General features: G+C 36.3%; 15 protein-coding genes. 5 read left to right on the forward strand and 10 right to left on the reverse strand.

Annotated elements, in window-relative coordinates; all coding sequences use genetic code 11:
• The first annotated feature begins 9 nt into the window (after positions 1-9).
• Positions 10-447: a GNAT family N-acetyltransferase gene (locus RGU12_RS11105; RefSeq protein WP_309536148.1), complete on the forward strand. Its 438-nt coding sequence runs from the start codon at positions 10-12 to the stop codon at positions 445-447.
• Between the two features lie 77 nt (positions 448-524).
• On the opposite strand, the gene RGU12_RS11110 is transcribed toward RGU12_RS11105, so the two are convergent.
• Genes RGU12_RS11110 through RGU12_RS11120 form a run of 3 tightly spaced genes read right to left on the reverse strand, consistent with a single transcriptional unit; the run spans position 525 to position 2,532 of the window.
• Complete coding sequence (locus RGU12_RS11110) at positions 525-941, reverse strand: hypothetical protein (RefSeq protein WP_309536149.1); 417 nt, start codon at positions 939-941, stop codon at positions 525-527.
• A gap of 42 nt (positions 942-983) precedes the next feature.
• Positions 984-1,487, reverse strand: coding sequence for a hypothetical protein (locus RGU12_RS11115; protein ID WP_309536150.1), 504 nt, complete (start codon positions 1,485-1,487; stop codon positions 984-986).
• A complete protein-coding gene (locus tag RGU12_RS11120; RefSeq protein WP_309536151.1) occupies positions 1,474-2,532 on the reverse strand; it encodes an LLM class flavin-dependent oxidoreductase in 1,059 nt (352 codons plus the stop codon). The genes RGU12_RS11115 and RGU12_RS11120 overlap by 14 nt, the downstream gene beginning before the upstream one ends.
• A 310-nt stretch (positions 2,533-2,842) precedes the next feature.
• Between RGU12_RS11120 and RGU12_RS11125 the strand changes: the two genes are divergently transcribed.
• The 3 genes from RGU12_RS11125 to RGU12_RS11135 all read left to right on the forward strand — a co-directional run bounded on the left by RGU12_RS11125 (position 2,843) and on the right by RGU12_RS11135 (position 5,255).
• Complete coding sequence (locus tag RGU12_RS11125) at positions 2,843-3,388, forward strand: sigma-70 family RNA polymerase sigma factor (RefSeq protein WP_309536152.1); 546 nt, start codon at positions 2,843-2,845, stop codon at positions 3,386-3,388.
• The gene (locus tag RGU12_RS11130; protein ID WP_309536153.1) at positions 3,363-4,712 is read left to right on the forward strand and encodes a DUF4179 domain-containing protein; all 1,350 of its coding nucleotides are present in this window, start codon (positions 3,363-3,365) and stop codon (positions 4,710-4,712) included. The genes RGU12_RS11125 and RGU12_RS11130 overlap by 26 nt, the downstream gene beginning before the upstream one ends.
• 180 nt (positions 4,713-4,892) lie before the next feature.
• The gene (locus RGU12_RS11135) at positions 4,893-5,255 is read left to right on the forward strand and encodes a hypothetical protein (RefSeq protein WP_309536154.1); all 363 of its coding nucleotides are present in this window, start codon (positions 4,893-4,895) and stop codon (positions 5,253-5,255) included.
• A gap of 498 nt (positions 5,256-5,753) precedes the next feature.
• Here the strand turns inward: RGU12_RS11135 and uidA are convergent, their stop codons facing one another.
• The 4 genes from uidA to RGU12_RS11155 all read right to left on the reverse strand — a co-directional run bounded on the left by uidA (position 5,754) and on the right by RGU12_RS11155 (position 10,910).
• On the reverse strand, positions 5,754-7,490 hold the full coding sequence (gene uidA, locus RGU12_RS11140; protein ID WP_309536155.1) for a beta-glucuronidase: 1,737 nt from the start codon (positions 7,488-7,490) through the stop codon (positions 5,754-5,756).
• A 106-nt stretch (positions 7,491-7,596) separates the two neighbouring features.
• Positions 7,597-8,949 (reverse strand): ABC transporter substrate-binding protein, encoded by a 1,353-nt coding sequence (locus RGU12_RS11145; protein WP_309536156.1) that lies wholly within the window; start codon positions 8,947-8,949, stop codon positions 7,597-7,599.
• Positions 8,950-9,104: 155 nt separating this feature from the next.
• Positions 9,105-9,953: a carbohydrate ABC transporter permease gene (locus tag RGU12_RS11150; protein ID WP_309536157.1), complete on the reverse strand. Its 849-nt coding sequence runs from the start codon at positions 9,951-9,953 to the stop codon at positions 9,105-9,107.
• Between the two features lie 15 nt (positions 9,954-9,968).
• Positions 9,969-10,910 (reverse strand): carbohydrate ABC transporter permease, encoded by a 942-nt coding sequence (locus RGU12_RS11155; protein WP_309536158.1) that lies wholly within the window; start codon positions 10,908-10,910, stop codon positions 9,969-9,971.
• 202 nt (positions 10,911-11,112) lie between these two features.
• On the opposite strand from RGU12_RS11155, the gene RGU12_RS11160 reads away from it, so the two are divergent.
• Positions 11,113-12,720 (forward strand): response regulator, encoded by a 1,608-nt coding sequence (locus tag RGU12_RS11160; protein WP_309536159.1) that lies wholly within the window; start codon positions 11,113-11,115, stop codon positions 12,718-12,720.
• Here the strand turns inward: RGU12_RS11160 and RGU12_RS11165 are convergent.
• The 3 genes from RGU12_RS11165 to RGU12_RS11175 all read right to left on the reverse strand — a co-directional run bounded on the left by RGU12_RS11165 (position 12,700) and on the right by RGU12_RS11175 (position 16,381).
• Entirely contained in the window at positions 12,700-14,388 is a 1,689-nt protein-coding gene (locus RGU12_RS11165) for a sensor histidine kinase (RefSeq protein WP_309536160.1), read from the reverse strand. The genes RGU12_RS11160 and RGU12_RS11165 overlap by 21 nt on opposite strands.
• A gap of 75 nt (positions 14,389-14,463) precedes the next feature.
• Entirely contained in the window at positions 14,464-15,093 is a 630-nt protein-coding gene (locus RGU12_RS11170; protein WP_309536161.1) for a YesL family protein, read from the reverse strand.
• A 178-nt stretch (positions 15,094-15,271) separates the two neighbouring features.
• Positions 15,272-16,381, reverse strand: a complete 1,110-nt coding sequence (locus RGU12_RS11175; protein ID WP_309536162.1) for a glycoside hydrolase family 88 protein — start codon at positions 16,379-16,381, stop codon at positions 15,272-15,274.
• Positions 16,382-16,542: the final 161 nt, after the last annotated feature.

Raw genomic sequence — 16,542 nt, forward strand, 5'->3', positions numbered from 1 at the left:
GGGGTAACAGTGCAGATTAGAAGAGCAACATACGACGAAACACAAAGAATACTCAATCATTCTTTGGAGGTATTAAAAGAGGCTACGATGGGCCATGTCAAACAAAGGCGAAGAAAAGCATTAGAATTAATTACACCATTTCTATCCAATGGTGGATATTACTTGATTTGTCTTGAAAATAATAGAGTTCTAGGCTGGATTGGAGTCGGTAGTTCCGTTGATGTTAATACGGATGAAATGGTTGGAATCATACCTGAAATATACGTCCTGCCCAAGTATCGGAATAAAGGAATAGCTAAAGCACTTTGTAATGAAGCGTTTAACTACTTAAAGAGTGAAGGATTGAATAAGGTTCAACTAAATGTATTTTCAGGAAACTACGCGAAAGGGATATATGAAGATCTTGGTTTTAAAGAAGTTTCTACAGTCATGGAACGAAAAATTTAAGAGCCCTTTGTTCTTCAAATCCAAAAGAAAGCGTAAATCCTCAGCTCGGATTTACGCTTTCTTTTGTTCAATCTTGTCTATTGATTTCGGTACCAGACAAACCAACCTTTATCTTTGCTTTTTGATACAAAGATTTGACCATCTGATGCAACGTCACTTTTTCCTTCCCATCTAGGAAAATGTAAGGTCACTAACCATGACTTATCCGCAATTTCTTGTCCACAATACTTGGAGGACATTTGATATTCCTTTGCTACCTTTTCATCTAATGGCTGTGCTGTAACGACTTCCCAGTCAGCATAATGATTTAAGTAATCACCATCTCCAAACGTACGAGGGATAATGGTTTCTAATGCCTTTAAGAGCTCATCTTTATAAATCATCGTGGTATTTTCTAACTGGCTCACATTGGGACATTCCACATTCGATGCGGCACCGACAGGGTATGGGAAAAAGATGACAAGAGTAAGCAGGGATATTACTATTTTTTTCATATTATTCACCTCAGGTAGTAATATCCCAGTATTTTACATAAATTATACGTACAGATCATGATATTTTTTCATTAGATCTGCCAAATCCACTACTAATAGATTTTTACTTTGCTCAATTTTCACAAGTTCTATGTAGCGCTTTACTTGAATTATGGCTTCTTCGGCACTACCTTTTTGATTTAGTAGGATATAAGACCTTGCCAAAGCTTCATACCCATACCCAATATAAAATGGGGCTAACTCCGCAATTTTACTAATTTCAACACAACGTTCGGCATAGTAGAGGGCCTGTTCTCCGTTTGCAGCTACTCCATAAACCCGCGAAAGCTGCCAATATCCTATCGATAGATTTTGTTCGGTATGATCTTGTACCTGTGTCCAGTGCCAAAACGATGCATGACATAGGTGAATCATTTCTTCTGTTTCGTATTCGGTACGATTAGGTTTTTCAAGTAAGTCCCACACTTTGTTGAAGCATTCTGTTGCTAACTGCTTATGAGTTAAATTACTCATTACATTCTCCTCTATTTCCTTATTTCGCTTCATTCTCGGCTTCCCACTTTGCTACTTCTTCTCTAACGCGTGGTGCCACTTCTTTTCCTAATAGTTCGATGGAGCGCATCACATCTTCATGTGGCATTGTTCCAACAGGGCAATGTAGCATAAAGCGAGTAACCCCAACATTTTTACGCAAGTGGATAATTTTATTGGCAACATACTCAGGGTCACCTACATATAACGCACCCTCAAAACTTCGGGCAAACTCAAAGCTTTCACGTGTATATGGTCCCCAACCACGCTCTTGACCTAATTTACTCATCGCTTGTGCGGTTGATGGGAAGAATTTTTCTGCTGCTTCTTCCATCGTTTCTCCAACAAACCCATGAGAATGTGAGGCAACGGCTAATTTTGAAAAGTCATGACCCGCATGAGCGATGGCTCTCTTATATAATTCAACAAGTGGTGCAAATTGAACCGGCCTACCACCAATGATTGCTAACACTAGTGGCAACCCTAATAATCCTGCACGAACGACTGACTCCTGGTTTCCACCACTTCCAATCCAGATTGGTAACGGATCTTGAACTGGACGTGGGTAGATTCCACGGTTATTGATGGATGGGCGATGTTTCCCTTGCCAGGTTACTTTCTCTGACTTTTGAATCTGTAACAATAGATCTAATTTTTCTTCAAAAAGCTCATCATAATCCTTTAAGTCATACCCAAATAGTGGGAAGGATTCGATGAAGGATCCTCTTCCTGCCATGATTTCAGCCCGGCCATTTGAAATGGCATCAAGTGTTGAGAAATCCTGGAACACGCGAACCGGATCGGCAGAGGAAAGTACAGTAACTGCACTTGTTAAACGAATTTTCTTCGTTTGTGACGCAGCCGCTGCAAGCACCATGGCTGGAGCTGAAGCCGCGTAATCCTCCCGATGATGTTCACCCACTCCGAATATATCCAAACCTACTTGGTCAGCTAGCACAATTTCCTCTACAACTTCACGAATTCTTTGTGCATGACTGATGACCTCACCAGTTTGCGGATCCGGTGTTGTCTCAACAAAAGTACTAATTCCTATTTCCAATGTCTGTACCCCCTATTTTATGTATTTCTTACTTGTAACTGTATATTACCTACCATCATTATTTAATAATGTTGTTTTCGATGCAAATTTTAGGATTATTCGAATGAGATTCTTAACGACTGTAATTATGCTATCAGGCTTAATAATCAGGACTGTTCGGGTGAGAAACGCTCCAAAAAAGTTAATGGAACGAATGGCATTGTTACAAGGTCTAATAAGTAGATAGTTGTTTAGTTCCGGACTAGCAATAATGTCTAAACAGATAAATTCATAGTAATATAAACCTAATGAAGGGGGGAAGCCTGTCCACATGTCTATTTTTAAATCATTTTATCAGAGTTCAAATTCAAGTAAATATTCCTTTGAAGCCCTCATCAATAAGGAGCAGGAAAAACTTTATAAAGTTGCCTACTCATATGTTAAAAATGAGCAGGACGCATTAGACATTGTACAAGATGCAATCATAAAGGGCTTCAAATCCTTTGATAGATTGAAAGAGATTGAATACTTTTCTACATGGATTACTCGGATTTTAATAAATACTGCGATAGATCATATCAGAAAATCTAAAAAGGTTATTACCCTCGAAACTGACTTGTTCGACTCCGGGTTTAACGAAGAAAATAATTCAATTATTACAATGGATATCGAACTCATTTTTGAAAAGCTAAGGCCACAGCAAAAAACATTAATTCTTCTACGGTTTTATTATGGATATTCTATTAACGAAATCTCTGAAATTCTTGGTAAACCCGAAGGTACAATTAAATCTCAATTACATCGGACACTTCAATTTATTAAAGAAAAACTTGAAAATGGAGGAGATTCCTATGGAAAAGCTTCATCGAGATATTAAAAGCATGGTAGATCATGTTTCCGTACCTACTGAAAAGCTTAATGAAACTGTCCAAACTGCTCTATTGTCTGGAAAAAAGAAGCGTAAACTCCATATATTCCAGAGGCCTAATCTGATGGCTAGTGTTGCTTCCCTATTTATTTTAGCAATTGGAGGCATATTGTTTTCTTCCTTTTATCTCGGTCCTTCGGAAAAAGAAGTCCACTTTAGTGGTAATGAAGGTATCTCTTATACTGAGAGTATTTTTTATCATGTTAGTGATGCCGGGCTTAAAAGAATGGCAATGGAAGGAATGACAAAGAACCTTGCGCTAGAGTCGGAGGATCAAGGACTAAAAGTAATTCTTGAGGAAGGGTATCTTGACAGCCAGCGAATGGCCATTTCTTATCGTTTAGATCGAACTGGTTCAATGGAAGTTATTGAAGAAACTTCCATTTCTTTAGACCTCTATGTTAATGGAAAAAGCATGGGAAACCATGGTTTTAATGGAATGAAAACAAACCAATTAGTTGAAACAGGTGATGTTTTTCAATTTGAAACTTCGGAAGAATTCCCAGAACATCCTGAGATAGAAATTCGTATAAAATCAATAAATAATATAGAAGGAGATTGGTCTTTTACCTTTGATATTGAAAAGAAAGAAGAATTTATTAAAAAATCTTCACTAGCATCAAAAGAAGATCATAAAGGAAATTATTTTTCAGTAGGTCAAGCTAGGCTTACTCCTTCTATATTAGTATTAAACACGGGAACAAAGCTTAAATTAGAAAAGAAATACTCAGATTTAAGTCACTATGAAATTTCAATTACTGCACTTGGAGCAGACGGAACAGTGTATCTAGACCATTATAGTCGGAGGGGGGGAAACGATTCATATGATTTAAAAGCTCCTGAACTAATGATAAATGAAAAGGTTGAGATTCCAAGAAAAAGCAACTCTTATCTATATAAATTAGTTCCTTACATTGCAACTTATAATGGAGAAAAAGTAGGTGACAACGGATATATTTGGAATGAGATTTCCGCCCCATATAATCAAGGTGTAATTTTAGAAACTGATTCTAAGATTAAAGTGTTTGAGATTAAGGAGGAGCCTAATGAGACTATCGTTTATTATGAAATGGACACCTTATTACCAATTTTCCCTATTATTATTGATCGCAATAACAATTTAGAATATCAAGCAATTTCTTATAAACAAAAAGATAGTCTTCTTGAAGTAACATATCCAAAAGTAAAGGATCCGGCTTCCTCTCAGTTTTTAATGTATGACGCTAGTTACGAAGTATTCTCAGATTTAGAAGTTGAAATAGACTTAAAATAATATCAATTAAGGCTAGCCTAGACACTGGTTGGCCTTTATTTGATTAATAATGTACATATATGTTAGTCATAAAATAATAAAATAGAATTTTATGGAACAATTGTAAAACTTTTTACTATTTTTAACGTATAATATATATAATAGCTTCAAGTTACCAAACTCAAATAGGAGTGACGATAAATGCAATTAGTTCCTGAAAAACTGCGCGAACCACTCTCACATTTTAAATTCAGCATATTTGAAACAGAATCTCTCAGCACATTTTTCTCAACCTTCAAGCTCAAAAGCTATTTCTTGCTTCTACTCTCACCTATTGGATTAGGAGCATCTGCCTATCTTGCTCAAATGTCGTTTGGAGTTAAATCACTCGGCACTTCTTTCGGGTTGCTTTTATTAAGTCTATTAGTCTTATTACCTTGGACACTAGTACCCATCACTTTTCTGTTTACAACCTTCCATTCAAAAACATGGCAACGCATACTATCGTGGTCATATGTTGGTCTACTTATCGTTTCTTATATTTATTGGTTAGTTTTCTTTTGAATTAAGGAATTGAAAAATTAACGGGGTCATTACTCCCCGTCCATTAAATAAAGGCCAGTCCAAATCAGGCTGGTCCTAAAAATTGCAAAACATTAAAATTTATGGGTATAGAAAACTAAATTGTGATAACTCAGTAGTGCGTAACTATGAATAAATAGTATAAATTCTTAGGTGCGTTGGGTTTTACTTACTATGAAATCCTCTTTCTCTAAATCCAAAACTCGATTCAGTCTTCATAAGCCCAATGAAGGATTCTTTCTCTATATACCCAACTCGATTTGGTTTTCATAACCCCAATGAAAACCACCTTCTCTAAATCCCAAACCCGATTGGGTCTTCATAAACTCGATGAAGACCTCTTTTTCAAACCTCCGTAGCATTTTGGTCTTCAGAACACTAATGAAAACCTTATTCTTAAATCCTTAAAACATTTTGATACTTATGATGAAAATCTTTTCCTCAAACTCCAAAGGAACTTATAAGCTATGTACCCTGCCCCTATTGCACCCAAATCTTCCTAATTTCATGCGCAGCAAGCTTAGGCTGTCTGTCCCTAGTGAAGAGGCCTTTGCGGTTGAGGATAACGCGTTTTGGATTTTGACTGGTTTTGAAGTCCGATAATACCCAAATATGTGCTCCAATTGTATATGGTTTGGATTCAATGATTTTATATTGTCTTGTTATCATTTCTGCTTGGTATTCTTCAGAGAACAGTTCCGGGGGATCCATATGCATTCCTGCTATTGCATCTGCACCAAATTCCGTAACCATTACGGGTTTTCCAAATAACTCATAGCAACGATCCAGTTTTTCACTTAATAGATCACACGCCTCATCTAAAAGTCCAGGTTGTGTATACCATCCGTAATAGCGGTTGAGACAAACAAAATCATAGTGCTTAAGCGCAACATCCTCTTCGACATCTAAGCAGTTTACAATTGTAATCGGACGGCTGTCATCCAACTCCTTAGCATGGTTGTATAATGATTTATAAAAGTCATCAGCGGAAGGAACAAATGTATTTCCTTCATTCGCAAGGCTCCACGCAATAATACTGGGATGATTTTTATCACGATTAATCATTTCGGTGATTACTCGTTTTGCTTTTGATTCGATTTCAGGATTATAATGACTTTCCACAAAACCTACAAATGGTGTTTCACCAATTACAAGGATCCCATTTTCATCGCAATAGTTTAGAAACTCGTCACTATATGGATAGTGCGAGGTACGAATGGAGTTCCCTCCTAGCCAATTTAAGAGATTCATATCTTTTACGATGACCGCTGGGTGCATTCCTTTTCCTAAAACAGCAAAATCCTCATGTAGCCCAACCCCGCGCATAAAAATAGGCTCCCCATTTAATAAAAGTTGATTACCCTTTATCACGATCGTACGTATTCCTACCTTGAGAATATATCGGTCAATCTCATCGTCTTCTTCTGTTAAAGAGATTTGCATTTGATACAAATGAGGATTTTCCATAGACCAAAGTTTGGCGTCTTTAATGGTAATCTTCCCTGCAATTGTTTCGTCATCATACATATATAAATTTTGTTCCACCTCCTCAAACTTCACCGTCACCTTACCTGCAAAAGGCTGATTAAGCTTTATTGAAAAATTAATCTCCCCATCTGTTCCACCCACGGTGTTCGTACGAACCGAAACATCCTGAATGAATGTTTCTGAAACGATGACTAAACTTACAGGCCGATTGATGCCTCCATAAGGAAAGAAATCATAATAATTTCTAGGAAACTGTCCCTTATGTCCGTTCTTTTGAATAATTTGCTCGTTCTCGACCTCACCAGCAGGTAAACTATCAGGTCTAATCCTTACGTCCACAGAAATCGTAACCATATTCTTTCCATTCCAATCGATATGGTCTGTGACATCAAAGCTAAAAGGAAGGTGTCCCCCCTCATGTTCACCCATTAGCACTCCATTAAACCAAACTCGAGAAAAATAGTTTGCCGCACCCACTCGTAGGAAGATTCGATTTTCTTTATAAATCTTCGGAATGAACATTTCCTTCTCATACCATCCCGTTTCAAAGAAACGAGTTAAATCCTGGTGCTGTTCGTTCCAACTTGCTGGTACGGCAATGTCGTATTCAGCCGGAATTGCTTGATGCCATCCCTTCGTTTCCCCATCATTCGTCTTGTCCATTGCAAATTTCCAAAACCCATCAAGTGAAATCTCACTACGGTATTGATTTGTTTGTGGATATAACATTTTTTCGTCCTCCTTGAATTTCTAGCCCATCAAACATCCCTGTAAAAGAAAGTAACTGACGCGCAGATTACCGTGTCAGTTACAATTTCATTCTATAAAAATACTCTTATTTATTGTTTTCAATAATTTTATTCGCTTCTTCTACCATCCATTTTTTCGCATCGTCAACTGAAATACCATCAAGCATGAATTTAGTAAATCCAGCTTCTAACACGTCCTTCTTAAGCTCATTTCCGTAAGATATAGCGATGTCTGAATCATAAGCGCCTTTAACCTCTTCACTAAATAACGTGTTGTTTAAGGAGTCTAGATCATAGTAATCTTCTTGACCAGCTACAAGATCTTTAATTGTTTGTTCACCATCAGCTTCATTCCATGATGATAAACCTCTGATTTGAGAGCCTTCAGCTGTTAGGTATCGTAAGAACTTATATGATGCTTCCTTGTTCTTAGAATTCTTTGCAATTGCTGAAAATTCACCTGCAATATTTGTAGAGCCAAGTGGTGAATTTTCACTCATTCTTGGAACTGGAGCAAATGCAGTTTTAAATTCATGTGGATATTTCTCAACGTTTCCAACATCAGCAACCGTCCAGCTTGCAGTCATAAGCATACTTGCTTCTTCATTAAAGAATTCTGTACGGTAATTTAGTTCAGCACCGATTACATCTGAGAATGACTTAACAGCACCCGCTTCTTCTAAATCTCGACGTAATTGGAACCAATAGTCAAATGACTTATCATCAAAAATCGGTGTTGCTTCATCAATCATATATGGATGAGATTTTTCTGAAAACAGCATTGGGTTCGCATATTCACCCCAAGTGTGGAAGTATGCACCATATGTCTTATCCTTGCCTTCACCTTTTGCTAGCTTAATAGCGTATTCTTTGAAATCATCCCAAGTCCATCCAAAATCAGGAACAGGCAGTCCAGCTGCATCTAAATGATCTTTGTTAAGTAATACATACCAATAGTTTGTTAAATGTGGTAATGAATATACTTTTCCATCATATGAAGCTGAAATCTTATAATCTTCCTTAATTTTAATCCCATCTTTTTCAAAATACTCATCAAGTGGCTCGAACATACCGTTTGCAGCTCTTAGGACTGCTTGGTCGACGTTCGGAATGGAAACAACGTCCACTTGCTCACCGGCAGACATTAATACGTCCATTCGCATCATATTATCAACAGCACTACCACCAGGAATTAACACTTCCGATTTAACTTTGATATTTGGGTTATCTTTTTCAAAGTTTGCAATGATTTGTTCAATTTTGGATTGATCAGAATCCCAGTTGAAGTACTTGATTTCAACAACCTCATCTTCCTTAGCATCTGATTCACTGTCTTTAGAACTTGAACCATTTGAGCTTTCTTCAGAACCAGAACATGCAGATAATACGAGAATTAATGCTAACATTGTAAAAAACAATAAGCGAAAACGTTTTTTCATAGTAATGTAACCCCTTTCATTTTAAGTGTTCTAATTTCTCTTTCACAGACCAATAGTACCCGTTTTACTTTCAAAACGATGTGTACAATTTTTTTATAATTGTGTATTTTTTTTACTCATTTTATAGGATGCAACTCCTAAATAAATAGGAGTTGTTACCCTTTAACCCCACCTAACGAAATTCCAGCTATAACATGTCTTTGTAATATAACGAATACGATTAGTAGTGGCAGAATTGCTGAAACTGCCGCCATCATCATTACGGCATAATTTTCACTATACTCTGTTCGGAAATATTGCATCCCCAATGTGATTGGATATAATTTCTCATTATATAAGAAAATTAGTGGGTTTTGGTAGTCATTCCATACCCAAATAAATTTGATTATACCAACGGTAGCTAATATTGGACGACATAATGGAAGGATAACCTGCCAATAGATTCGGAAATAGCCCGCTCCGTCAATTTTTGCAGCCTCGATATATTCATCACTAATCCCCATCATATATTGACGCATGAGGAAGGTAAAATAGATTGAAAACATTCCCATTAAAATGATGCCTTCGTGCGTATTAAATAAGCCAAACCATTTGATCATAATATAGCGTGGTACTAATGTTGCCTGCTCAGGGATCATTAAAAATGAAATAAGTAAACCAAATAGTATGGATCGACCAGGAAACTTTAGCTTTGAAAACGAATATGCGGCCATCGAAGATACAATAAGTGTAACTAAAGTAGTGATGGATGCTATTTTAATAGAGTTGAAATAAAACAATCCAAAAGGAACATCACTCATCCATACCGCTTTAAAGTTTTCAATAAAATTCCATCTTGTTGGAATCCATTCAATTGGGAACACCATGACATCGCTTTCAAATTTTGCGGAGGTTGAAAGCATCCAGATAAGTGGAACTAAGAATATTATGGATAGTACCCCTAAAATCAGTGTAACAACTACACCGGAGGGATTTTTTTTCATTGACTCCTTCAACTTGTACATAAAAATCTACCTCCTTCAGTCTGCCTTTCGATTTTGGATTTTCCACATCACGATTGTTAATACTGCGACGATTACAAATAAAACCCATGAGATTGCGGATGCATAGCCCATTCTGAAGTTTTGGAAACCTTCTTCGTAAATATAATAAACGAGTACATTTGATGAATGGTTTGGTCCACCCTGAGTTAAAAAGGCAATTAAATCAAACACTTTAAAGGATGAAATCATTAATGTAATCGCTAAGAAAAACGTAGTTGGACTCAACAATGGTACCGTAATTCGAATAAATTTTTGAAAGAAATTCGCTCCATCTATTTCCGCTGCTTCATAGACGTCTTCACTGATTGTACTTAATCCAGAGATATAAATAATGACAATATATCCTACTGTATGCCAAATTCCAATAATGATAATTGCTGCCATAACACTATCTGTACTTCCTAACCATTTCGGAGGATCCGTAATTCCTATATTCAGTAGAAATTGGTTAATTGGTCCTAATGACGGATGGAATAATGCTGCCCAGATCGCTGCTACCGCTACTTGAGTTGAGATATAAGGAATAAAGAATGCTACTTTAAAGAAATCCTTCGCATACACCTTCGAATGAATCACAACTGCTAAAATCAACGCCAAAACCATTCCAACTGGAACAGTAAACAAGGTATATAAGAGGTTATTCTTTAAAGCTAGATGAAAACTTTCATCACTCATTAACTTCTTAAAGTTCTCCAAACCAACAAAATTAATTGCTTCAATTCCACCGATAAAGTTCCACTCTGTAAATGCTAAAAACAAGGTGAAAAACAAAGGAAATACTCCCATTAAACAAATTCCTAAAAACTCTGGTAGAACAAAAAGGAGTCCGGCAAGACTTTCTTTTCGCTTTTCATTCCAAAATACTTTTTTGGGAGGAGCTAAACTTGTAACTTTTGTTTCTTTATAATTGACTAGCACTTTTGTTTGCCTCCTTCACTACTTATTTCATTTTTCAAAATCATTATAGGGCTTTTTTAAATCGTTTCGTGCTGAGGATTTTTACTTGTTTTTTCAATGAAGGTAAAAATTTTACACAAATCAGTTCAAAATTTTCTATAATTTATGAAAACAGATGACTATAATAGGATTATAGAAAATCGTAACAGGGGGGGTTAGAACGATGTGTACAGCCATGATCATTGATGATGATGTCCCAATGCTTAAATATCTTGAAACTATTTTAAACTGGGAAGAACTTGGTATCGAGATTGTAGCTTCTACTTTCTCAAGTTTGAAAGCGTTATCACTTTTTGAAGAACTGCAACCGGATTTAGTTATTACTGATATTGGTCTTCCCCAAATTGATGGACTTGAATTAGCAGTTCGTTTTAAAGAGAAAAATCCAGATATACGAGTTATCCTTTTAACCTGCCATGAGGACTTTTATTATGCGAAAAAAGCCATCCAAATCAATGTTGATGACTACCTAATAAAAGATGAACTAACGAAAGAACAGCTAGAGGAAAGTGTTCTTAAGTCTCTGGAAATTTTAAAAGAATCGAATGAATTTCAGGAGGCACTTTACTATCAGGATACAATTGAACACAATAAGGAACTTCTAAAGAAATCCTTTTTAAAAAAACTTGCGGATTCGGAACTGGACGAAAATATTCTTTCTTTTAGTCGAAGCTTAGGCATAAATTGGAGACATCATGATTTCATCGTTTGTCGATTGGTAATTGATTATACTTCATGTAAAAATGAGGTGTTGCTTGCAAATCTATCTTTTCTTCAGAATCAACTGCTTTCTATTATGGAAAGAGCAACGCAAGACAAGGAAGAATATACAATCCTACAAGATGAAAACGAAAATATCTTTCTCATCTATAATTTCAAAAACCGACTTACCCATAATAGTTACAAGGATTTTCAGTGCTTACTACTTGCCATTCATAATGAAGTGAAACAACACTTAAGTCTGAATGTCCAATTCTTCTATGACCGGATATGCAAAGTTAAGGAATTAGGAAGCAGCGTCAACAAGTTGTATTATCGTAAACCAATCTCTTTCTATGAAAAAATCACACATGTTTACATTGAGGTTCCCTCAAAAGGGATTTCCTATAATTTACCGAAGGAGACCTTGCTTGTCCCATTTGCAAAAGATTTAATGAATGCTGTTCAGTACGGAAATATTGAGGATGTAAGTAAAGCAATACAATATCTTGAAAAGATCTCACAGACTCTGATTCTTGATCCCGTTAAATTAAAAAGGAAATGTATCAGCATTGTAAACCTTGTATGCAAAAATGATCGTGCTTTTGAGCAATTTGAAGTATATGTAGAAAATGCTATGACTTTGAAACAAATGCTCCATATCCTTCAATTGAAAATTCAGAACTACATGGAGTCACTACAAAAATCAAGATTTAAGCAAAATCAAGGCAACCCTAAATTGAAAGAAATTGACCAATATATTATTGAAAATCTTTCGGAGAATATCACATCCGTGATAATGGCTAATCATCTTCACTTGAACCCTAGCTATTTTTCTCGCTATTTCAAACAGCTAACTGGGGAAAATTTCACGGATTATGTCCATCGGTTTAAAATGAGGATTGCGACTTCAATGCTTACGGAGCGATTTGAAACGATTGAATTTATCACATACAGCCTTGGCTATTCAGACCGTACTTATTTTTCAAAGATTTTTAAAAAATATACAGGTATGAGTCCTGGCGAATATAAAAGAACACAAAAACAGCCCCTACACCTTGGGAATGTGTAGGGTGAAAGTCATACCTTTATCATGATTACGGGTTGCATCTAAAAATGCAGCCTGTCCATATGTGAGTTTTAGACGTTGGGCTATATTCACAAGCCCAACGCTTTCAGAGGAAGAGACCTCGTCACTTCGCATTTCAAGTAAAGCCTTAACCTTGCCATACTCTTCCTCTGTCATCCCTTTTCCATTATCAGAAATCGTGATTTGAATTTTGTCTTCTGTTTTAAATGCATGGATATCGATCACAGAACCTGGTTCCCGATCGATAAATCCATGGATAATACTATTTTCGACAAGTGGTTGAATGAGTAAACGCGGAACCGTAAATGTCTCTAACCCTTCTTCAATATTCACTCTTGCTTCAATATCCGTTCCATTCCTCATATTCATAATCTCGAGATAATCATGAATCAATTGAAACTCCTTCAATAATGAATTCGGAACATTAACCCTCATATATGACCGCAATAAGCTTATAAGAGAATCCATTTTTTTCGCATGAAATTCATCGCCACCTAATGCAAGATTTACTTTGATAGAGTTCAATGTGTTCATCAGAAAGTGGGGCCGTATTTGAGCAAATAATGTTTGCAGTTCAATGATCCTTTTCTCCTCTTGCTCTTGTTCAATTTTTTGAATTAAATCTTTAATTTGATCGAGCATATCATTGAATGCATTTCCAATAATTGAAATTTCATCTTTACCTTTTACACGGAAACGAACCGAATGGTCCCCTTTCACAAATCGATTTACAATTTTTTCGAATGATTTTAACGGCTTGATTAATTGTTTTGACATAAAGATAGATAGGAAGAAAAAGCCTAAAATCAAGATGATCATTAAAACAAAGAATAAGAAAAAGACGTTCGTAATTGTACCTGTAATTTCCTTTTGAGAAATCTCAGACACGAGGGTCCAATTAGCACGACTAATTGTTTTTGACGTTCTAACGATATTCTCTTCAATAAAAGAGTCCATCTGATTTGATGCAATAACCTCATTATTCGGACTCAGAAGGGTTATTTTCCCCATTTCAATACTGTTAAACACACTTGAAAAATATGTGTTCGGAATGCGAATAATCAAAGTGCCAATATACTCATTTGTTCGTTTTTCCCTTAAGACTCTACCGAAAAAATAATCGTTTGCGTCCTGTTCCCTATTATAAATCGTTCCTAGAGACTGAATGGTTCTCGTATTAAATAAATCTACTCTGTTACGTAGAATCTCCCATTCATGTTGAATTTTATCCTGCTTGCCATATTCAGATCCGTTGATGATAAAGTTAATCGGATTCACAAAGAAAATTTTAGACTGAGTTCCAATCATTTTCGATTCTAAAAGGCTAAGAAAATCACTTATTTCCTCGATGTTCTGGTGGATATCAAATGTATCAATTTCCTTAACTTCCTTTAGTTTATTCACTCTTTCCTGCATACTCGTATCATTTGCTATTAATACAGTAGAAAACGTAATATCATCGATCGTTTTTGTCAGATCACTTGAAATGATATTGACTAACTGTTGGTTTGATAAGGTAATACTCTCTGTAACCTCTTGTTTTATGATGAAATAAGAAATAACTGAAATTAAGAAAATCGGAAGAATGACAAGGAAAATGAGTGAGAGTTGAATTCTCTGGTAAAATGACAATCCATATTTCCATTTCATCGCCATTAGCTCCTTGCTTGTAGAGAATAGCTAAGGCAAGCTGATGGCTTGCCTTATGGTGTAAATATATTTATATTATACTGAAAGTTGACCAGAATTGTCGTTATATTCTTGATTGTTTTTATTTTGTTTAAGTTCAATTTTCTTAAATACGATAAAGGAAATGGCCATTAATAAATAGCCTGGTACACTAACTCCAAAGAAAAGTGCTAGAACCGGAAAAAATTGATAGACTACGAAAAACACAACCAAAACAAAAAGCATTAATGCTGCAAAATGAGGGAATGAGAGCCCTATGATTAGTGCATTTTTATAATAATGTCCAAAATTTACTTTAAAGTGGACAAAAACTGGAAAAATAAAAGCCACAACCACTCCCAAGATTAATAGGATACTATAGAAAAATACTTGTAAAACTTGAGACAGTTGCTCTGGTAGAATTTGCAAGCCTTGATAATAGAGAAATAGGACAAACCCCGCCACTACGAGAACATATCCCAGTAAACTTGCTTTCATAAAATTTTTCTTGTATGTTTCCCAGAACAGTTTAAAAACTTCACAATCATCATCCCCCATCACCCATTTTCTTGTGATTGTAAACAATGAAACTGTTGCAGGCATAATGCCAAGGACAATTCCACCAAGTAATGTGAAGACAATCCATAATAGATTGATATAGGCAAGACGCATGATCCATTCACTCATTCTATAAAACCCACCCATTAACCCTTTTGGTTCCACTACTATCAGCCCCTTTCGCACGCTTTTTCTATTATTATAGGCGCTTACATCAAATCTCCCTATGCCGTATTTTTACTATAGAAGTAAAAATAGTACACAAAAAAAGAGCACCCGCTGGTACTCATATAGATTATGAAGAGTCTTAAAAAATGTATTTATTGTAGCCATTAAGTTTTGAGATGGCTTCAATGAAATAGTAATCACCATAGATAAGTGATGCATTTACAAAGTTACCCTTTGGGCGATGACCTGTGCCCTCAATGAGCACTGCCTGGTGTTCTGGCTGATCCCATGTTGAATAATGTTTTGAAAGAGATTTCACTATTTTTCTGGCTGCATTTAGGTAAATGCGCTTTTCATTCTGTGGTACTTGATTTGCAAGCTCAATTAAACCTGAAGCGGTGATCGCTGCTGCAGAGCTATCTCTTGGTTCCGTTTCAATCGAACTAGCACGATGATCCCAATATGGAACAAAGTCTTCCGGAAGTGAAGCCAAAAATTGGTGCGCTATTTTCTTTGAAGCCATCAAGTATTTTTCATCGCCTGTAAACCGATACATATTCGCATACCCATATATAGCCCAAGCGTTCCCCCGGCTCCAGGATGAATCAGGTGAAAAGCCTTGGCCACCTAATGCCTCAATAAACTCACCTGTTTCAGGATCGAATGAAAGAATATGACATGTAGAGCCATCCTCACGTACACCATATTTCAGAAACGTATCTGCATGAAGGATCGCAATTTGCTTGTAGCGTGGGTCACCTGTGACGCGGCTCGCCCAGAACAGTAAGGAAAGATTCATTAAGCAATCGACAATGACCCAGCCTGCTGCTCGATCCCATGATTTTATAAATCTTCCAATTGGATTAAAACGCCCGGCTAAAAAATTCGCTGCTTCGATTCCAATACGTTTACTGTCTTCATTACCTGTAATTTCATAATGGTAGACAGCCGTTAACAGAAATTGAAAACCCACATCGTGATCAAATTGCTCTTGATACTCTCTAAAATAAGAGGCAATCTTTTTATTTGCCGATAAGGCTGTCTTTTTATATTCTTCTTTACCTGTTTGGTCATAAAGGTTCCATAAAATGCCCGGCCAAAAACCCGATGTCCACCAGCTTGGTTTTGTATCATCGTAAACTCCATCTTTGCTGGCTGTATGTGGAAGTCCATCTTTGACTTTCTTTAAGGTTTCGCTTATCTTTTTTTCAATTAAATCCATTGTTGTTAATGTCATTTGTTTCGTCATTGTACTCCCCTCCAAAACATTGTCAAGGTTCATCTATTTTTACTCCATCTATCATACGCTCTTTTATGGCAAGTAGGTTTGGAGGATTCCTACTTGTTTGTGTAGAATTTTTACTTAAAAAAGGGGACGAGGAAATTGTTCTCTCGGCCCCTTGTATCATT

Origin of the sequence: Ferdinandcohnia sp. QZ13 (assembly GCF_031324165.1) — a bacterium.
Taxonomy (GTDB): domain Bacteria; phylum Bacillota; class Bacilli; order Bacillales; family Bacillaceae_L; genus Ferdinandcohnia.